This is a genomic window from Martelella sp. (assembly GCF_984369615.1).
Map to the genome: position 1 here is coordinate 1 of NZ_CFHTCS010000052.1, position 17351 is coordinate 17351.

The 17351-nt window shown below is 62.5% G+C and carries 18 protein-coding genes; 7 read left to right on the plus strand and 11 right to left on the minus strand.

What is annotated here, in order from left to right; translation table 11 throughout:
• Window positions 1-421: 421 nt before the first annotated feature.
• Window positions 422-2410, minus strand: a complete 1989-nt coding sequence (locus AC5DC2_RS06745) for a bifunctional 2',3'-cyclic-nucleotide 2'-phosphodiesterase/3'-nucleotidase (protein WP_491697954.1) — start codon at window positions 2408-2410, stop codon at window positions 422-424.
• Between the two features lie 177 nt (window positions 2411-2587).
• Here AC5DC2_RS06745 and AC5DC2_RS06750 point away from each other — a divergent pair, with 177 nt between their 5' ends.
• Complete coding sequence (locus AC5DC2_RS06750; RefSeq protein WP_161633009.1) at window positions 2588-3178, plus strand: GNAT family N-acetyltransferase; 591 nt, start codon at window positions 2588-2590, stop codon at window positions 3176-3178.
• Here AC5DC2_RS06750 and AC5DC2_RS06755 read toward each other — a convergent pair.
• A complete protein-coding gene (locus AC5DC2_RS06755) occupies window positions 3156-3644 on the minus strand; it encodes an Lrp/AsnC family transcriptional regulator (RefSeq protein ID WP_024707046.1) in 489 nt (162 codons plus the stop codon). The two genes, AC5DC2_RS06750 and AC5DC2_RS06755, sit on opposite strands and share 23 nt — an antisense overlap.
• Window positions 3645-3895: 251 nt before the next feature.
• Between AC5DC2_RS06755 and AC5DC2_RS06760 the strand changes: the two genes are divergently transcribed.
• Entirely contained in the window at window positions 3896-4546 is a 651-nt protein-coding gene (locus AC5DC2_RS06760; protein ID WP_244435521.1) for a PadR family transcriptional regulator, read from the plus strand.
• A 52-nt stretch (window positions 4547-4598) separates the two neighbouring features.
• On the opposite strand, the gene AC5DC2_RS06765 is transcribed toward AC5DC2_RS06760, so the two are convergent.
• The 7 genes from AC5DC2_RS06765 to AC5DC2_RS06795 all read right to left on the minus strand — a co-directional run bounded on the left by AC5DC2_RS06765 (window position 4599) and on the right by AC5DC2_RS06795 (window position 11751).
• Window positions 4599-5165 (minus strand): GNAT family N-acetyltransferase, encoded by a 567-nt coding sequence (locus tag AC5DC2_RS06765; protein WP_491697955.1) that lies wholly within the window; start codon window positions 5163-5165, stop codon window positions 4599-4601.
• 3 nt (window positions 5166-5168) lie between these two features.
• Window positions 5169-6020 carry a 3-mercaptopyruvate sulfurtransferase gene (sseA, locus tag AC5DC2_RS06770; protein WP_491697956.1) on the minus strand — a complete coding sequence of 284 codons (852 nt, stop codon included), beginning with the start codon at window positions 6018-6020 and terminating at the stop codon, window positions 5169-5171.
• Between the two features lie 32 nt (window positions 6021-6052).
• Window positions 6053-6775, minus strand: coding sequence for an alanyl-tRNA editing protein (locus AC5DC2_RS06775; protein ID WP_491697957.1), 723 nt, complete (start codon window positions 6773-6775; stop codon window positions 6053-6055).
• A gap of 169 nt (window positions 6776-6944) precedes the next feature.
• Entirely contained in the window at window positions 6945-7976 is a 1032-nt protein-coding gene (locus AC5DC2_RS06780) for a cysteine synthase A (RefSeq protein ID WP_491697958.1), read from the minus strand.
• Window positions 7977-8075: 99 nt separating this feature from the next.
• Entirely contained in the window at window positions 8076-9506 is a 1431-nt protein-coding gene (locus tag AC5DC2_RS06785; RefSeq protein ID WP_491697959.1) for a cryptochrome/photolyase family protein, read from the minus strand.
• Window positions 9507-9592: 86 nt separating this feature from the next.
• Window positions 9593-10216 carry a DAK2 domain-containing protein gene (locus AC5DC2_RS06790; protein ID WP_024707053.1) on the minus strand — a complete coding sequence of 208 codons (624 nt, stop codon included), beginning with the start codon at window positions 10214-10216 and terminating at the stop codon, window positions 9593-9595.
• Window positions 10217-10413: 197 nt separating this feature from the next.
• Window positions 10414-11751 carry a L,D-transpeptidase family protein gene (locus tag AC5DC2_RS06795; protein WP_024707054.1) on the minus strand — a complete coding sequence of 446 codons (1338 nt, stop codon included), beginning with the start codon at window positions 11749-11751 and terminating at the stop codon, window positions 10414-10416.
• 132 nt (window positions 11752-11883) lie between these two features.
• Between AC5DC2_RS06795 and AC5DC2_RS06800 the strand changes: the two genes are divergently transcribed.
• The 4 genes from AC5DC2_RS06800 (at window position 11884) to AC5DC2_RS06815 (ending at window position 14352) form a co-directional block, all read left to right on the plus strand.
• Window positions 11884-12720, plus strand: a complete 837-nt coding sequence (locus AC5DC2_RS06800) for a DUF4432 family protein (RefSeq protein ID WP_024707055.1) — start codon at window positions 11884-11886, stop codon at window positions 12718-12720.
• Window positions 12721-12786: 66 nt separating this feature from the next.
• The gene (locus AC5DC2_RS06805) at window positions 12787-13125 is read left to right on the plus strand and encodes a protein tyrosine phosphatase family protein (protein WP_024707056.1); all 339 of its coding nucleotides are present in this window, start codon (window positions 12787-12789) and stop codon (window positions 13123-13125) included.
• Between the two features lie 37 nt (window positions 13126-13162).
• The gene (locus AC5DC2_RS06810) at window positions 13163-13507 is read left to right on the plus strand and encodes a RidA family protein (RefSeq protein WP_491697960.1); all 345 of its coding nucleotides are present in this window, start codon (window positions 13163-13165) and stop codon (window positions 13505-13507) included.
• Window positions 13508-13635: 128 nt separating this feature from the next.
• A complete protein-coding gene (locus tag AC5DC2_RS06815; protein ID WP_491697961.1) occupies window positions 13636-14352 on the plus strand; it encodes a ribonuclease T2 family protein in 717 nt (238 codons plus the stop codon).
• Window positions 14353-14357: 5 nt separating this feature from the next.
• On the opposite strand, the gene AC5DC2_RS06820 is transcribed toward AC5DC2_RS06815, so the two are convergent.
• The gene (locus tag AC5DC2_RS06820) at window positions 14358-14684 is read right to left on the minus strand and encodes a BON domain-containing protein (RefSeq protein WP_491697962.1); all 327 of its coding nucleotides are present in this window, start codon (window positions 14682-14684) and stop codon (window positions 14358-14360) included.
• A 202-nt stretch (window positions 14685-14886) separates the two neighbouring features.
• Here AC5DC2_RS06820 and ettA point away from each other — a divergent pair, with 202 nt between their 5' ends.
• Entirely contained in the window at window positions 14887-16536 is a 1650-nt protein-coding gene (gene ettA, locus AC5DC2_RS06825) for an energy-dependent translational throttle protein EttA (protein WP_024707060.1), read from the plus strand.
• Between the two features lie 405 nt (window positions 16537-16941).
• Here ettA and AC5DC2_RS06830 read toward each other — a convergent pair.
• Window positions 16942-17351, minus strand: a 410-nt coding sequence (locus tag AC5DC2_RS06830) for a lytic transglycosylase domain-containing protein (protein WP_491697963.1), incomplete at its 5' end; no start/stop codon positions are given.

Below are 17351 nucleotides of genomic sequence, written 5' to 3' on the forward strand. Positions count from 1 at the left end.
AACGTTTTCCTATGTCCTGAAACAGCGCCAGGGCACAAAATTCTAGACAGTCTCGACTGACATGGCGACCGTCAGTTCCTACGCAAGCGTGCTTTCATCCGCTCGCAGGGAACTCGACTGGCTGATTTCATCGCTAAGCCAAGCATAGATCGCCTGTGGCCCCAGTTTGCTGACAAACGTCTCCCTCTATTCCGCGTCATCCTCGGGCTTGTCCCGAGGATCTAATCACCCCTCTATGCGAGCGGAGTCTGCGGTCAGTAAGGCGCTGTTCTTTCTGCCTTTTTAACCCGAAATGCTTGTCGCGCGGGTAAGTGCTTAGACCCTCGGGACAAGCCCGAGGGTGACGAAAGAGGGTGGGGCGGGTTTGTCATTAGCCCTCAGGCCGGCCCCTGTCGTTTCGCTTGGCCGAAAACTCAACCGATCACAGAACCACCCGATAAAGCGCAAAGCCGTTCTCGCCGTCGCCGGCGGTCTCGATCCTGGCGCCCTTCACGTCGTCGATATAGGCCTTGGCGCGCGGGCCGGTCTCGAAAACCGCCGTGGTGCCGGGCATCGGGGCGAAGGTCCAGTTGAAGTCGGCGGACGGGTTGATCGTGCCCTGGTCGACGATATAGCGGACGATGACGTCGCGGTTGGTGTCGGGGCCGACGAACACGATCACATCATTGTCGATATCCGGGAAATTGCCGCCGCCGCCGGCGCGGTAATTATTGGTCGCGACGATGAACTGCTGCTCCGGATCGATCGGCTTGCCGTCAAAGGCAAGGTCGATGATGCGGTGGCTGTCGGGATTGGCGAGGCTGCCGTCCTTGGCGTAGCGCGCCGGCTTCGCGAGGTCGATCCTGTAGGAAACGCCGTCGATGATGTCGAAATTGTAGGACGGGAAATCCGGGTTCAGCAGGGCGGCATCCTTGGCGCCGGGCTCCACCTGGTTGAACATGCCCGCCGACATTTCCAGCCATTCGCGCACCTGCGCGCCGTTGATCAGCACGGCGCGGGTGGTGTTGGGGTAGAGATAGAGGTCGGCGACGTTCTTGATGGCGATGTCGCCCGCCGGCACTTCCGTATAATAATCCGGACCGCCGCGACCGCCGGCCTTGAAGGGGGCCGCAGCCGAGAGCACCGGAAAGTCCTTGTATTCGCTGTCCTTCAGCATCTCCTTCGTATACCAGGTCTGCGCCTTGGAGACGATCTGGACGGAGGGATCATCGGCGACCAGCGCGAAATAGGACTGCAGCGGCGCCGAGGTCTTGCCGACGGGCGTGCGGACATAGTCGAGCGTCGCCTCGTGATCGGCCTCGGCTGCGGCGATCACCGCCGTGTCGGAGACCACGTCGGCGACGACCTTGCGGTCCTCGGTGCGGTGATAGATCGGCCGCGCCTCGGTGGTGAAGTCGACGATCTTCCAGCTATTGCCGTCCTTTTCCAGGAGCAGGTCAATGAGGCCCATATGCGAGCCCCAGAAGCCGGCCATGGCGGCGGGCTTGCCCTGAAGCGTGCCCTTCTCAGGATCAACGCCGGCAATGCCCTGAAAATCGGTCGGGCCGGGGAAGACGAGATGCTGGTGACCGGTGAAGACCGCATCGATGCCGTCAACGCCGGCAAGGTAGAGCGAGGCGTTTTCCATCAGTTCGGCCGGACCGGTTCCGTCGATGCCGGAATGGGAGAGGGCGATGATGATGTCGGCTCCCTCTTCCTTCATCACCGGCACAAAGGCTTCGGCCGCGGCAACGATGTCGCGGGTATTGGCCTTGCCGGAAAGGTTCTTCTCGTCCCAGACCATGATCTGCGGCGGCACGAAGCCGATGAAGCCGACCTTGACCGGGCTCTTGTTGCCGGCGCCATCGGCGATCATCTTTTCCTTGATCAGGTAGGGCCTGAACATCAGGTCGTCATTGCGCGGGTCGCTGGCAAGCTGGCCCTTGGTGAGGTTGGCGCAGACGAACGGGAAGTTCGCGCCGCCGACGACCTTGAACATGAAATCGAGGCCGTAATTGAACTCGTGGTTGCCAAGCGTGCCGACGTCATAGCCGAGCACGTTCATCGCCTTGATCACCGGATGGACGTCGCCCTCGTTCATGCCGCGCTCATAGGCGATGTAATCGCCCATCGGGTTGCCCTGGAGGAAGTCGCCATTGTCGATCAGCATGGAATTGGCCGATTCGGCGCGGATCGCGTCGATGATCGAGGCCGTGCGCGCGAGGCCCATCGTGTCATTGGGCCTGTCGGCATAATAGTCATAGGGGAACACGTTGACGTGGATGTCCGTGGTCTCCATCAGCCTGAGATGCGCCTGGTTCTCGGCCGCATTGGCGGCGAAAGGGTGGAGCGCGATCAGGGCGGAGGCGGCCGTCATGCCCTTCAGGAGGGCGCGGCGCGAGATCGAGGGCAAGAGAAGGTTCGTGGACATGAGAGCTCCGGGGTTCATCGCTTGCGCGGAAATTTATGGAACGCCATCATCGCTTCGCACCGTCATGTGACAGGCGGTTGACATCCGGCGGGATTAAGCACCAACCTTGGATCGATTTTGAAATGATCGTGGTACGCTATGTGGAGGGTGTGCCGGCCGTCAATACGGGAGGGAAGTTTGGTAACCAGTTTCACGATCCGAAATGCGGCCCGCGATGACGTGCCGGACATGGTGCGGCTGATCAATATCGCCGGTCATCGCCTGCCGCTGTGGTGCTGGGGCCAGCTGGAGGGCGGGCGGGAAGACCCCTGGCAGGTCGGCCGCACGCTTGCCGCGCGGGATGAAGGGGCGATTTCCTGGACCAATGGCACGGTCGCCACGCTCGGATCGGATGTCGCGGCGCTGATGCTCGCTTATCCGCTCAAGGGCGAGGCACCGGGCTATGGCTGCGAGATCGATCATCCCGTGGTGACGCCCTTGCGCGATCTGAAACGTCAGGCCGAAGGCACCTTCCACATTCATGTTCTGGCGGCCTATGCGGAGTATCGGGGGCGCGGACTCGGCTCCTTTCTGCTCGACAAGGCGGACCGCATCTCGGGAGACAGCGATATCAGCCTGATCGTCTCGGATGCCAACGCGCCTGCCAGGCGGTTCTATGAACGCCTCGGTTTTGAGGAAAGGGCGCGGCAGGCCCTGGTGACGGCGCCCGACTGGCATGCCGACGGTGACGACTGGCTGCTGATGATCAAGAAGCCGACGGCGCGGTGAACGCCTCGTCGACATCGACGTTGAGACGTTCGATGATCGGCCGGAGCGCGAATGAGGAATTGATCTGCACCACATGCGGCAGCGCCGAGAGCCAGTCGCGGTGGATGCGCTCGTAGTCCTTCAGGTCCTTCGCCGCCACGCGCAGGATGTAGTCGTACTGGCCCGAGACCATGTAGCAGACAATGATGTTCGGGCAGCGCCGGACGGCTTCCTCGAACTCGGCAAGCGTGCGGGCGAACTGGCCGGAAAGCGAGATATGGACCAGCGCCGTCATCTTGTATCCAAGCGCATCGGGCGAGATCTTGGCGGTATAGCCCTCGATCACCCCGCTTTTTTCCAGCAGATCAAGCCGGCGCGAACAGGCCGAGGGCGAAAGACCCACGGTCTCGGCCAGCTCGGCATTGGTGATGCGGCCATTGTTTTGAAGCGCCTTCAGGATCGCACGATCGATATCATCCAGGTCCAATTTTCGAACTCCCTGCGAATTTTGTTGTTCTTGTTCGAATAATAGTCTGATTTGGCGGCGAGACAAGCCGCTACCCGCAAGGAAATCCAGCTTTGCGCCGGGTTGCCGTGGCTCCGCGGAGCGCTGGCTCGCCGTCGGCGGGCCTGCCCCGCATATAAAAAGTTATGTTTTCGATATAACGAAAAACTTGCAACCCGCCAATTTCGATCTATGTTTAGATATATCGAAACAATATCGGAAAGGGTTCCCTCATGCATTCTCATTTTCATCAGCACGGCCACGCCATGCGCTTTGCCATGGGGCGCGGGCCCGGCCACGGACCGGGACGCGGGGGCCGCGGCGGCGGTCACGGTTTCGGCGGGGAGGATGGCGGCGGCCGGATCGGGCGGTTTCTCGGCCAGGGTCGCATCCGCTTTCTCGTGCTGCAGCTGATCGCCGACGAGCCGCGTCACGGCTACGACATCATCAAGGCGATTGAGGAACTGAGCGGCGGCTTCTATTCGCCGAGCCCGGGCGTCATCTATCCGACGCTTGCCTTTCTCGAGGACGGCGGCTATGTCGCGGTCTCGGCCGACGGCAACAAGAAGTCCTATGCGATCACGGAAACAGGCCGGGCCTATCTCGAAGAGGAAGCGCCGGAGGCGGAAATGGCGGTGAAGGCGCTGAAGGCGGTCGCCGAACGCCTCGGCGCGCGCGAGCGCAAACGCGAACGCGCCCGCGGCGGCGACAACCTGCCGCGCAGCGTCGAGGCGGCCTTCCTGAACCTGCGCGAGGTCATCGACAGACGCCTTGAGCGCGATGCCGGCGCCGCGAGCGCGGTTGTCGCGGAACTTCTGGCGATGGCCGAGCGTATCGAGGCCGCCGGCACGGCGATGCCATCGGACGAAACGCCTGACGCGTAAAAACAAGATCCACCCGCTGCGGCCTCACGCGCGGCGGGTGGCTTGCATTGGTTCAGAGCTTCCTGGCGAAGGCGAGCAGTTCGGCATCCGAAAGCGGGGTGATCTCGCTTTCATAGGTGGCGACCGGCGAGAAGCCGAACTGCTGGTAAAGCTGCAGGGCGCGCGGGTGGTCGAGGCTGTTGGTCGCGGTGATGATCTTTTCCGGCTTGTCGGCCCACATCGCCTTCAGACCTTGAAGCAGGAACCACTTGCCGACACCGAGACCTAGCGCCCGCTCGAACAGGCCGAAATGAACGAGTTCGGTGACCCCGTCATCCTGCTGCTGATATTCGTAGAAACCGGCAGGCGCGCCCTCGAGATAGAAGACGGTGATCGTGGTGCTCTGATTGTGGATGGTGGCCGAAAGCTCGTCGTCGTCCATCCGCACCCGGTCCACCCATTCCCAGCGCGTCCCGACCTGGCGATACAGGAAGCGGTAGAAGGGAAGCGGAATTTCCGGCACCCGCATCAGCGCGATATGCAGGTTGGAGGGCGCGATCATATGCGCCTTCGGCGGGGCCGTCATCTCCAGTTCCGTGACATGGATCCGGATCGGCTTCTGCGCCTTGCTCTTGCTCATGCCTCACGCCTTTCCGGTAACAATGGCGGTGTCGGCGCGGCCGCCCCATTCCGACCAGGAGCCGTCATAGAGACTGTTGTCCTCGTGGCCGAGGCTTTCAAGCGCGAGCGTAATGATCGCCGCCGTCACGCCGGAGCCGCAACTGGTCACCACCGGGCGGGCAAGGTCCAGTCCGGCTTCATCGAACAGCGCCTTCAGTTCGTCATTGGAGAGAAACCGGCCGTCTTTCGAGAAAGCGGTCGCAGGCAGGTTTTTCGCCCCGGGCATATGCCCCGCGCGCATGCCCGGCCGGGGTTCGGGTTCTTCGGCGGCAAAACGACCGGGCCCGCGCGCATCGGCGATCTGGTGGCTGCCGGACGCGACGATGTCACGCATTGCGGAAAACGATGTGACCCTGTCGGCGGCAAGGCGCGGCGTGAAGGTCGCGGGCTTCGGCTCCGGCAATTCGGTTTCGACCGGATGTCCGTTCGCCTTCCAGCCATCGAAGCCGCCGTTCAGCACATAGACGTCGTTTGCGCCCATGACCCGCAGCAGCCACCACAGGCGCGGCGCGGAGAAGAAACCGGGACCGTCATAGACGACGATGGCGTGGCGTTCGCTGATGCCGCGCTTTCCCATTTCGGCGGCGAAGAATTCCGGCGCGGGCAGGGAGTGCGGCAGGCCGGTCGTCGTATCCGCGATTTCGTCATGATCGAAGAAGACGGCGCCGGGAATATGACCCTCGGCATATTCGGCCTTGCCGTCGCGGTTATGGGCGGGCAGATACCAGGAGGCGTCGATGACGGAAAAATCGGGCCTGTTCAGGCGCTCGGTCACCCAATCCGGCGAAACGACAAACCGGCTTTCAGCACTCATCTCGATCATACTCCTTGAAAAAACAGAAAGGTTCACGCGCCGAAGCGGATGCGCAAGCGCCGGTTCTCACGGCCCTTCTTCTCGATCTTGCCGATATGGACGGCTCCGATCTCTGCGGTTGAACGCACATGGGTGCCGCCGCAGGGCTGGCTGTCAACCGATGAATTCTCGCCGATGCAGACAAGCGAGATCCGTCCCATGCCCGTCGGCGGGCGGACATTCTTCGATTTGACGATATCGGGATTGGCGGCAAGCTCGTCATCGCTGATCCACTGCACGTAGACCGGATGATCCTCATCGACGAGTTTCATCATCGCGTCGCTGACCGCCTGCTTGTCGACGGTCTCGCTCATGTCGAAATCGACGCGCGATTCGTCCGCGCCGACGGCGGCGCCGGTGATCGGGAAGGGACAGACGACGGAGAGGAGATGACAGGCGGTGTGCATGCGCATCAGCTTCAGCCGGCGCGGCCAGTCGATCGCAAGCGACAGCTTTTCGCCGGGGGATGGCGGCGCTTCGCCCTCCGCAGGAACATGAAGGATGACGTCCTTGCCGTCGCCGTGCCGGGTCACATCGAGGCGAAGCGTCGCGCCGTCGGCGCGAATGGCCGTGCCCGTATCGCCCGGCTGGCCGCCCGAGGTCGCGTAGAAACAGGTCCGGTCGGTTTCGAACGTGCCGTCTTCATGCACCGTCGTGACCATCGCATCGCACCGTTGAAGGTAGAAATCGTCGCGAAAGAGGGCATCAACGGGCATGGGTCACTTTCTGGAGCGCTTCCGCTTTCCCCGGATTGCGAAAGCGCTCTACCTCTTTGTTTTGCGCGTTTCCGGACGGAAAACCGGTATCCGCTTTTCCGGAAACGCTTATCTCTTTGTCTTTACGCGTTTCCGGACGGAAAACCGGTATCCACTTTTCCTGGAAACGCTATTCGAACGGCACGGCGATCTCTGTTTTCGCCGTCAGCCATTCCGGCACGGGCAAGCCCTTTTCCTTGAGGAAGCGGGGGTTGTAGAGCTTCGACTGGTACCGGTTGCCATAGTCACAGAGCACGGTGACGATGGTGTGGCCGGGGCCGAGCTCGCGCGCAAGCCGGATGGCGCCGGCTATATTGATGCCCGATGAACCGCCGAGGCACAAGCCCTCATGGACAACCAGGTCGAATATCAGCGGCAGCGCCTCGCTGTCGGCGATGCGGAAGGCGAAGTCGGGCGCAAAACCCTCGAGATTGGCAGTGATGCGGCCCTGGCCGATCCCCTCGGTGATCGAGCCGCCTTCGCTCTTCAGTTCGCCATTCGTGTAATATTCAAAAAGAGCGGCGCCCTCGGGGTCGGCAATGCCGATCTTGATGTCCCCGTTCTTCGCCTTCAGCCCCATGGCTGTGCCGGCAAGCGTGCCGCCCGAGCCGACGGCGCAGACGAAGCCGTCGACCTTGCCGTCCGTATCGCGCCAGATTTCCTCCGCCGTGGTCTCGATATGGGCATTGCGGTTGGCGGTATTGTCGAACTGGTTGGCCCAGATCGCGCCGTTCGGCTCGCTCTTCGCCAGTTGCCCGGCCAGCCGCCCGGAGAGCTTCACATAGTTGTTCGGGTCGCGATAGGGTTTCGCCGGCACCTCGACGAGCTTCGCGCCGAGCAGGCGCAGCGCGTCCTTCTTTTCCTCGGCCTGGGTCTCGGGAATGACGATCACGGTCTTGTAGCCGAGCGCGTTGGCGACCATGGCAAGGCCGATGCCGGTATTGCCCGCCGTGCCTTCGACAATGGTGCCGCCGGGCGCGATCAGGCCGCTCCGCTCGGCATCGCGGATGATATAGAGCGCGGCGCGATCCTTGACCGACTGGCCGGGGTTCAAAAACTCGGCCTTGCCGTAGATGGCGCAGCCCGTCGCCTCGGAAGCCGCCTTCAGCTTGACCAGCGGCGTGTTGCCGATGAGATCGATGACCGTGTTGTGTGTCGTCATGGTCGTAAAATCCTTGATGTTTGGCCTGCTATGGACCGGACGGGCGGGCCCTGCCAAGGCAAACCATTGCGCGATTGTCCGTGTCGGCGCAAACTGATTTCAGCCCTTGATCTTTTCGAAGGCCGCAAGCGCGCGTTTGCGGGCGGCCTTGTGATCGACGATCGGCTTCGGATAGGTCTCGCCGAGCGTGATCCCGGCTTCCTCCAGTACGGCTTTCGGCGCATCGAAGGGCGCGTGGATGTGTTTTGCCGGCAATGCCGCAAGCTCCGGCACGTACCGGCGGACATAGTCGCCGTCGGGATCGAATTTCTCGCCCTGCAGCACCGGATTGAAGACGCGGAAGAAGGGCGAGGCATCCGCGCCGGAGCCGGCCACCCACTGCCAGTTGGCCGGATTGGAAGCGGGATCGGCATCGACAAGCGTGTCGCGGAACCATTCTTCGCCGCTCCGCCAGTCGATCATCAGGTCCTTGACCAGGAAGGAGGCGGCGATCATCCGCACGCGATTGTGCATCGTGCCTTCGCGCCAGAGCTGGCGCAGGCCGGCATCGACGATCGGATAGCCGGTCTTTCCGCGCGTCCATGCGGCGAGGGCCTCGTCGTCCTCGACCCATTCAAAGCCGTCGAAGCGGTCGTTCCAGTTCTTCGTCGCAAGATCGGGCGAGTGAAACAGCAGATGGTGGCAGAAATCCCGCCAGACCAGTTCCTGGAGGAATTTTTTCCTGTTCTCCGCCGAGAGATTTTTGGCGCGGTTGATCCCGTGCCAGATCAATGCCGGCGAGATCTCGCCGAGCGCCAGATGCGGCGAGAGCATGGAGGTGGCCTCGATATCCGGCCGGTCGCGCGAGGCCGCGTAGTTTTCGGCAAACTCGTCGATGAACCGGTCCAGCCTTTCGCGGGCGCCTCTCTCGCCCGGCGTCCAGAGCGGCTCGAAGCCTGCCGCCCAGTCGGGCTTTCCGGGGTAGAGCCTCCAGTCGGAGAGTGTTTCGCTTTCCGGCTTCGCGTTCGCGGTCGTCAGCTCTTCCGGCGCGTCAAGCGGGTCAGGCACCCTGGCTTCGGCGGAAAGAGCCTTCCAGAACGGCGTATAGACCTTGTAGGGGCCGCCTGTCTTGGTCCTGAACTTCGAAGGCTCGTGCAGAATGTGGCCGGCAAAGCTTTCGGCCTGAACACCCGCGTCCCCGAGCTTCCGTTTCAGCGCCGTGTCGGTCGCGATGCCGTCCGGCGTATAGCGCCGGTTCCAGAAGACGGATTTCGCGCCGGTTTCCTCGATCAGCGCGAAGATGACGTCAGCCGGATCGCCGCTCCTCAGGATCAGCCTGGCGCCGCGCTTTTCATAGGCTTCGGCAAGGCGGGCGAGCGAGCGTTCCAGCCACCAGGCCTGCGCGCCGCCAAGCGCGCCGGCGCTGTCGTCCTCGCGGATGAAGACCGGAATGACCGGCCGCGCGTCTTTGCTGGCGGCCAGAAGCGCCCGGTTGTCGGCGAGGCGGAGATCCTTGCGGATCCAGTAAATGGCAGGTGTCTTGTTCGGCATGGCGTCCCGTCGCGGCGATGAATGGCCATGATGTAGGGCCGGCGTCGCGCGAGAAAAGACCCGACGTCTGTGATTGCTTTCCGGCGTCAGTCCTGCAGGGCGTAGCGGATCGAGCGGATGATGAGGACGGCAGAGGCACAGCCCGGGTCCATCACCCTGTCGGGGTGGGCAAAGGGCAGGGGGTCCGGCCTTAGCGGATCCGGATCCGCGCCAGCAAGCGCGGCGTCGGCGGCATGCGTCAGACAGGCGCCGAGGTCGCCGCCATTGTTTCGTGCGGAAAGATAGGCCGAGAGGGCCGGTTGCCAGGCATCGACCATGTTCTTGTGCGGTGCATTCGCCTGACCATGCGCGATGATCCCGTTTGCCATTGCCTCGAAGGCGCGGTCGAACTCCGCCTCGGTGATCACATGCCGGTTGGGCAGGGTGCTGCCCGCGCGGCGGAAAGCTGAGGCGTAGAGCCGGGCCGAGGCCGAATCGATGGTCAGAAATGTTTCCGCCGCCATGTCGAAAACGCGCGCCGGCGTGACGGAGGAGGGGTCGAGCGCCGCGAGCTGCTGCTCCATCGCCGTGAAGGCGGCCGCCATGACTTCACCATGGTCGCCGTCCCCGGCCACCGCGTCGAGCCGGCTCAGCCAGTGGCTGTTGCGCGACACCGCCGCCGCGATTTCGGAAAACATGCCTATGATCTCGAAGGAGGTAATATCGTTCATGTCCGGAACCAGCCGCTAAATCTGACCGCCGCTGCAGCGGAAGCCGCAATGAGTTTTGAAATATCGGAATTTGCTAAACTATAGGTCCGAACATAAACGAAGATTTCGCATTTGCGAAGACGGGGCGCGCCTGTTTTTGTAAACGGTCAACCTCATCCCGGCTGAATAGTGGCGGCGGTCGTTCGACTGAGGCCGGCTCAGTCGATGAACTCGACCGTGACGCCCGGGCTGACCATGCCGGCCAGTTCCTGCGCGTCCCAGTTTGTCAGGCGCACGCAGCCGTGGCTGGAGGTCTTGCCGATCCTGTCGGGGTCGGGCGTGCCGTGGATGCCGTAGCTCGGCTTCGACAGCGCGATCCAGACATTGCCGACCGGCCCGTTCGGACCCGGATTGATGGTCAGAACCCGGTCATTGTCGCCCTGCTTGAAGTTCTTCTTCGGGTCATAGGTATAGTTTGGGTCGATCGCGATCCGCTCGACGGTGACGGTGCCGGAGGGCGAGGGCGTGTCGTTGGAGCCGATGGTCGCCGGATAGGCGGCAACGAGCCTGCCCTCGGCGTCATAGGCGAACAGCTGCTTGCGGCCCTTGTCGGCGATGATGCGGGCAACGGCGCCCTTCTGCTTTGCGCCGGGGGTAACCACCTTGATGACGGTGCCCGGTCGGGAGAAATCGGCATCGGGGTTGAGCGTCTTGAGGAAAGCTTCATCCATATGGAATTTCTCGGCCAGCATCTCGGAAACAGAAGTATAGGAAAGCGCGGGTAGTTGCGCCTTCTCGCCATAGTCCGAGGGGATGCTCGCGACATAGGGACCGGCCGCGTCCTCGGCGGTGATCGTATAGGTCCGCACGGGCAGGCCGCCCTCGAGCGACAGCGATTGCAGGATTGTCTCCTTGTCCGCCTCCGGGTCGACCGCGCGGCCGCTCTTCTTGGCATAGGCGTCCAGCGCCTTGCGGACATTGTCGCCCATCAGCCCGTCGATAACGCCGGGAGAGATGCCGTTGCGGTCGAGAAACACCTGAAGCGCGACAACATTCATGTCGGCCTTCGCGCTGCTCGTTCTCGCGGCAGGGCGCTCCCCGGAGGTTTCGGGATTGGCCGGCGCCGGGATTTCGGGCGCCTGGGGGAAAGAGGCGCGCGGGCCGTCATTCCAGCGCGGCGGCGGCGTTTCGTCGAAACGGTTCGGGCGCGCGGCGAAGCGGTCGTCGTTCTGTCGCCAGTCCCTGCGGCCCCAGCCGTTGGCCGCCGGGGCCGGCGCGCCGCCATAGCTGTCGCGAATAGCCCGGTAGTCGCCGGCAGACATCTCGGTTGCGACCAGATTGCCGTTGCGATCAAGCAGGATCGGCCGCCCCCGGCCGTCCCGGCCCATCACCACGCTGCCATATTCGGGGATGTAGTCGAGCAGGCTTCCGTCCGGCGCGACAAGGAAGATCTGCCGTCCGTTCTTGTAGAGCGGTTCATGCGCATGGGCGGCGGTTGCCGGCAGGGCGAGCGCGGCGATCATCAAGGGAATGGTGTAAAACGTCGCTTTTTTCATGGTCTCGATGCATTTTGTCGCTGTTATTGGCGCGGTGTTTCGCCTAGCGTGGCCTCTGCCTATTCAGGCGCTTGTCAGGTGAACGCTCGCTGAACGCGCTTGTTTCCGTTATCTCGAGACTTGGTTAAAAAGATGATCGAATTTGCCGCCGGTAACGGTCCCCGCGTCTTTCTTGATTCCACCTCCGTCATGGATATCGCTGGCTGTGTCGTCGCCGGCATCGACATCGCGCCGAAGCGGGCGATCCCCGATGACGGCGATGCCCGGATCGATCATTCGCTCGAAGGCTTTCTGTTCACCTGCGGTCCGGACCATATCCGTCATCCCGAACCGGTGGAGGGGGACGAGGGCCGTTTCTTCCCGCTGCATGGCTCCGCCTCAGGTAACGCGGCGGCGGTGAAATCGCTGGAGATCAGCGATATGGGCGCGGAATGCGTCTGCCATATTCCGGTGGCTACCGCCAATGGCGGCGACATGCTGATCGAGCGTCAGTGGACGCTGAACGGGACATCCGGCGTTCTGGAACTCACCGACACCGTGATCAACAAGTCGGATCGCCCGCTGCCGGCGATGATGATGTATCATATCAATTTCGGAGCCAGACACCTTGATGACGGCGTGCGGCTGGAAAGCCGCTCGCTGCCGGAGATATCGCTGCCCTGGCGCTTCGGCGAGGGCGATCACGGCATTTTCTGCGTGCCGGCGGTTGCCGGCGAGGACGGCTGGTCGGCGACGCGGTTCGGCCCGATCGCCGCCCTTGGCGGGCTGTCGTTCCATCTCGAGGTGGATAGCGCGACGCTGCCTTTCCTGCAGGTTTGGCGCAACCAGGAAGCGCCGGCTCATATCGTCGGCATCGAGCCTGCCTCGCATCGCTGGACCAGCCGGCGAAAACTGGCTGAGGAGGGTGCCCTGGCGCCGCTTTCGCCGGACGAATCCCGGACGTTTCGCCTGCGCATCCGCTTTGCCTGAGCCCTTTGGCCCTTGCAATGGCGCGTCTTTGTTTTAATTTCCTGACAAAACGCAAGGAGTGCCGGTATGGATATCCGTCCGATCGATGATTTTTACGCCGTGAGCGAGCAGATCACCCCGGAAGACGTCGCCGAGATCAAGGCGGCCGGCTTCAGGTCCATCGTCTGCCACAGGCCCGACGACGAGGAGGCAGGCCAGCCGGCCTTCGCCGATATCGCCGCCGCTGCCGAGAAGGAAGGTCTCTATGTCGCCCATGTGCCGGTCGGCGGCATGGGGCTGACCCCGGACGCGGTGACGGGCATGGTCGACGCGCTTGATGATCTTGAAAAGCCGGTGCTCGGCTATTGCCGTTCCGGCGCCCGCTCCACCCGCATCTATGAAGAGGCGAAGCGGTTCCGGGGTTGATTTTTTCTTCGACAATCACATTGGAAAGACGTGATAAATGACTGTAAAACGTATTGAAGTTGGCCCTCTGATGACCGGCGCCGTGGTTCATGGCAACACCGTCTATCTGTCCGGCCAGACCGGTTCGGGCGCGACCGTGACTGAGCAGGCGAAGGATTGCCTTGCCAAGGTTGACCGGCTGCTCGCCGCCGCCGGCAGCGACAAGTCGAAGCTTCTGCAGACGCTGATCTACCTGAAGGACATGGGCGATTTCGCCGAGATGAACGCGGTGTGGAAGGACTGGATCGATCCGGAAAACCCGCCGGCGCGCGCCACCAGCCAGGCCGAACTCGCCAAGCCCGAGATTCTCGTCGAGTTTACCGTGACGGCGGCGCTCGACTGACCCGCGACGCCGTTTGGACTGGAATGGCCTGGCGCTCAACCAGGCCATTTTCCCGCGACTTGTATTAAAAACTCTGCAGCCGGCAGGTATCCTGCGTCGGTTTCAACTTTGGCTGATCGGGGGAAGAAATGAAAATCAAGGCAGTTTTGATCGGAATATCGATGATGGCGACTGCGGCGATGCCGGCGATGGCGCGGGAAACCGCGGCGATCCTGGCCGTTAGCTGGCAGCCGGCCTTCTGCGAAGGCCATCAGGACAAGCCCGAGTGCCAGAGCCAGACAGAAAGCCGCTTTGATGCCGGTCATTTCGCGCTGCATGGGCTCTGGCCGCTCGGCGAGAACTATTGCGGCGTTGCGGCGGATGTCCGCGCCGAAGATGAAAACGGGAATTGGAACGCCTTGCCGGCGCTGTCGCTGAGCGATGACCTTCGTCAAACGCTGGAGAAGGTCATGCCGGGGACACAATCCAATCTACAGCGCCACGAATGGGTAAAGCACGGCACGTGCACCAGATTCACGCCGGAAAACTACTTCCAGACGTCTGTGGACCTGCTTGAGCAATTGAACGGTTCGGAGGCCGCCAGGCTGTTTCAGTCGAATATCGGCAGGCAACTTTCGGCCGACGAGATTGCCAAGGCGTTTGATAGCGCATTCGGGCGCGGTGCCAAGGATCGCATCAAGATCAGCTGCGTTACTGATGGAGATCGCCAGTTGATCGACGAGATCACGATAGGTCTATCCGACAAGTATGCGCCGGGGACGTCTCTGGAAGATTTGATACAGGGCGCCGGCAGGACTGCGATCGGATGCGACGGCGGGATCGTCGACCCCGCCGGTCTGCAATAGTTTCGTCAGAGCGTGCGTGTCTGGGCACGGGCGTCGGCTTCCTTGCCCTTGCTCTGGATGGAGTGTTCGCGGGCTTTCAGCGCGTTCCTGACGCGGGTAATGCCTTCGACCCCGAGCGCGATATTGCCGGCGGTGGCGATCTCCTCGCGCAGGTAGACGTCGCCGGTCAGCCGTGCCTCGTCGCCTTCGACGGCGACCTGCACCTCGGTTGCGTCCACAAGGCCGGAGGCCGCCAGCTCGGTGGCGATTGCGTCTTCCCGTTGTGCGCTGTCCTTCCACTCCCCGGTGTTTTCAACCGGTTTGCCGAAGAAAGCTGCTTTCTTGTGCACCATCGTCGCGTCCTTCCTCTTCTCGTTTTCGCGTAAGAAGAAAACGTATGACGGCGGCGATTGTTCAATTCGTGGCCCGATCAAGGCCCACATGGGGCAGGGACAAATCGGTCAATTCTCGCAAGGCGCATTGTTAATGCGGCGTGTTTCGCCTAAATAGCGGCCCAAGAACGCAAGAGCATTTCAAACCGGGATCACGCGGCATATGGCACGTCAGTTCATCTATCACATGGCAGGCCTCAACAAGGCCTATGGCAACAAGAAGGTTCTCGAGAACATTCACCTGTCCTTCTATCCGGACGCCAAGATCGGCATTCTGGGCCCGAACGGCGCCGGTAAGTCGACGGTTCTCAGAATCATGGCCGGCCTCGACAAGGAGTATACCGGCGAGGCCTGGGTGGCGGACGGCGCGACCGTCGGCTATCTGCCGCAGGAGCCGGAACTCGACGCCGAAAAGACGGTGCTGGAAAACGCCATGGAAGGCGTTGCGAAGAAACAGGCCGTGCTCGACCGCTACAACGAACTGATGATGAACTATTCCGACGAGACGGCAGACGAGGCCGCCAAGCTGCAGGATGTCATCGACAGCCAGAACCTCTGGGACCTCGAAAGCCAGGTCGAAATGGCCATGGACGCGCTGCGCTGCCCGCCGGGCGACGCCAATGTGGTCAACCTCTCCGGCGGCGAGAAGCGCCGCGTGGCGCTCTGCCGGCTGCTGCTGTCGCAGCCCGACCTGCTGCTCCTCGACGAGCCGACCAACCATCTCGACGCCGAGACCATCGCCTGGCTGGAAAAGCACCTGAGGGAATATCCGGGCGCTGTCCTGATGATCACCCATGACCGCTACTTCCTCGACAATGTCACCGGCTGGATCCTCGAGCTCGACCGCGGCCGCGGCATTCCCTATGAGGGCAACTACACCGCCTACCTGCAGGCCAAGGCCAAGCGCATGGCCCAGGAGGGCCGCGAGGATGCCGCCCGCCAGAAGGCGATTTCGCGCGAGCAGGAATGGATTTCGTCCAATCCCAAGGCCCGGCAGACGAAGTCGAAAGCCCGTATCCGCGCCTATGACGACCTCGTCAAATCGGCGGCCGATCGCCGTCCGGGCGACGCGCAGATCGTCATCCCGATGGGCGAGCGTCTCGGCCAGGTCGTCATCGAGGCCGAGGGACTGTCGAAGGGCTATGGCGACCGCCTGCTGATCGACGATCTCTCCTTCAAGCTGCCGCCCGGCGGCATTGTCGGCATCATCGGCCCGAACGGCGCCGGCAAGTCGACGCTGTTCCGCATGATCACCGGCCAGGAAACGCCCGACAGCGGCGAAATCCGCGTCGGCGAGACGGTCGATCTCGGCTATGTCGACCAGAGCCGCGACACGCTTGACGGCGACAAGACCGTCTGGGAAGAGATTTCCGGTGGCAATGACGTGATCAAGCTCGGCAGCCACGAGGTCAACAGCCGCGCCTATTGCGGTTCGTTCAACTTCAAGGGCGGCGACCAGCAGCAGAAGGTCGGCACGCTGTCGGGCGGCCAGCGCAACCGCGTCCATCTTGCCAAGATGCTGAAATCCGGCTCCAACGTGCTGCTCCTCGACGAGCCCACCAACGACCTCGACACCGAGACGTTGGCAGCGCTTGAGGATGCGCTGGAAAACTTCGCCGGCTGCGCCGTGGTCATCTCCCATGACCGCATGTTCCTCGACCGCCTGGCCACCCACATCCTCGCCTTCGAGGGCGACAGCCATGTGGAATGGTTCGAGGGCAACTTCGCTGACTATGAAGCCGACAAGATCAGAAGGCTCGGCCCGGACAGCGTCAACCCGAAGCGGGTGACGTACAAGCGGCTGACGCGGTAACTGAGGCCGGAACAAACAGGTGGCGGGCCTCAGGCTCGCCGCTGGTTTATTGAAACAACGCTCACCCGCTGTGAGGCTGGCCCGAGCTTTCATCGCCACTGCCTTGACGAGCGTGACGTGTTTGCGGGGCAGAGCGCAACGTTCGCGGAACGACTGCCTCAAAGGCCTTGAAATGCCGCCTGGATCCTCGGGTCAAGCCCGAGGATGACACGGTGTGTGTCGGCGGGTGTTGTCAAAAGCAAAAGCCGGAGACGATGCCTCCGGCCTTGGGTTTTTCCGTGTCGTATCGCCATCTTCTGCGTCATCCTCGGGCTTGACCCGAGGATCCAGGCCCCAAGGCACGTCATTTCTGCGGCTGGTCTGGCGAATGGTCACCCATCAGCCAAGCCCTCATCCGCAAAGACCTCACGTCCGCCCGTAGATCAAATCCCGCGCGATGTCCGTCGGCTGGCCGAGGCGGGCCTTGTAGATTTCGTAGTTCTCCATGATGCGCTGAACGTAGTTGCGCGTTTCCGGATAGGGGATCGATTCGATCCAGTCGATGACGAAATCGAGGTTCTTGCCGCGCGGGTCGCCGAAGCGTTCGATCCATTGCGGCACGCGGGCGGGTCCGGCATTGTAGGCGACGAAGGTGAGGATGTAGGAACCGTCGAAACGGTCGATCTGCTCGCCGAGATAATGGGCGCCGAGGGTGGCGTTATAGGCGGGGTCGGTCGTCAGGCGGCTTGCGGAATAGGAGAGGCCGTGGCGGCTTGCCACGCGCTGGGCCGTCGTCGGCAGAAGCTGCAGCAGGCCGCGTGCATCGGCAGGCGAAA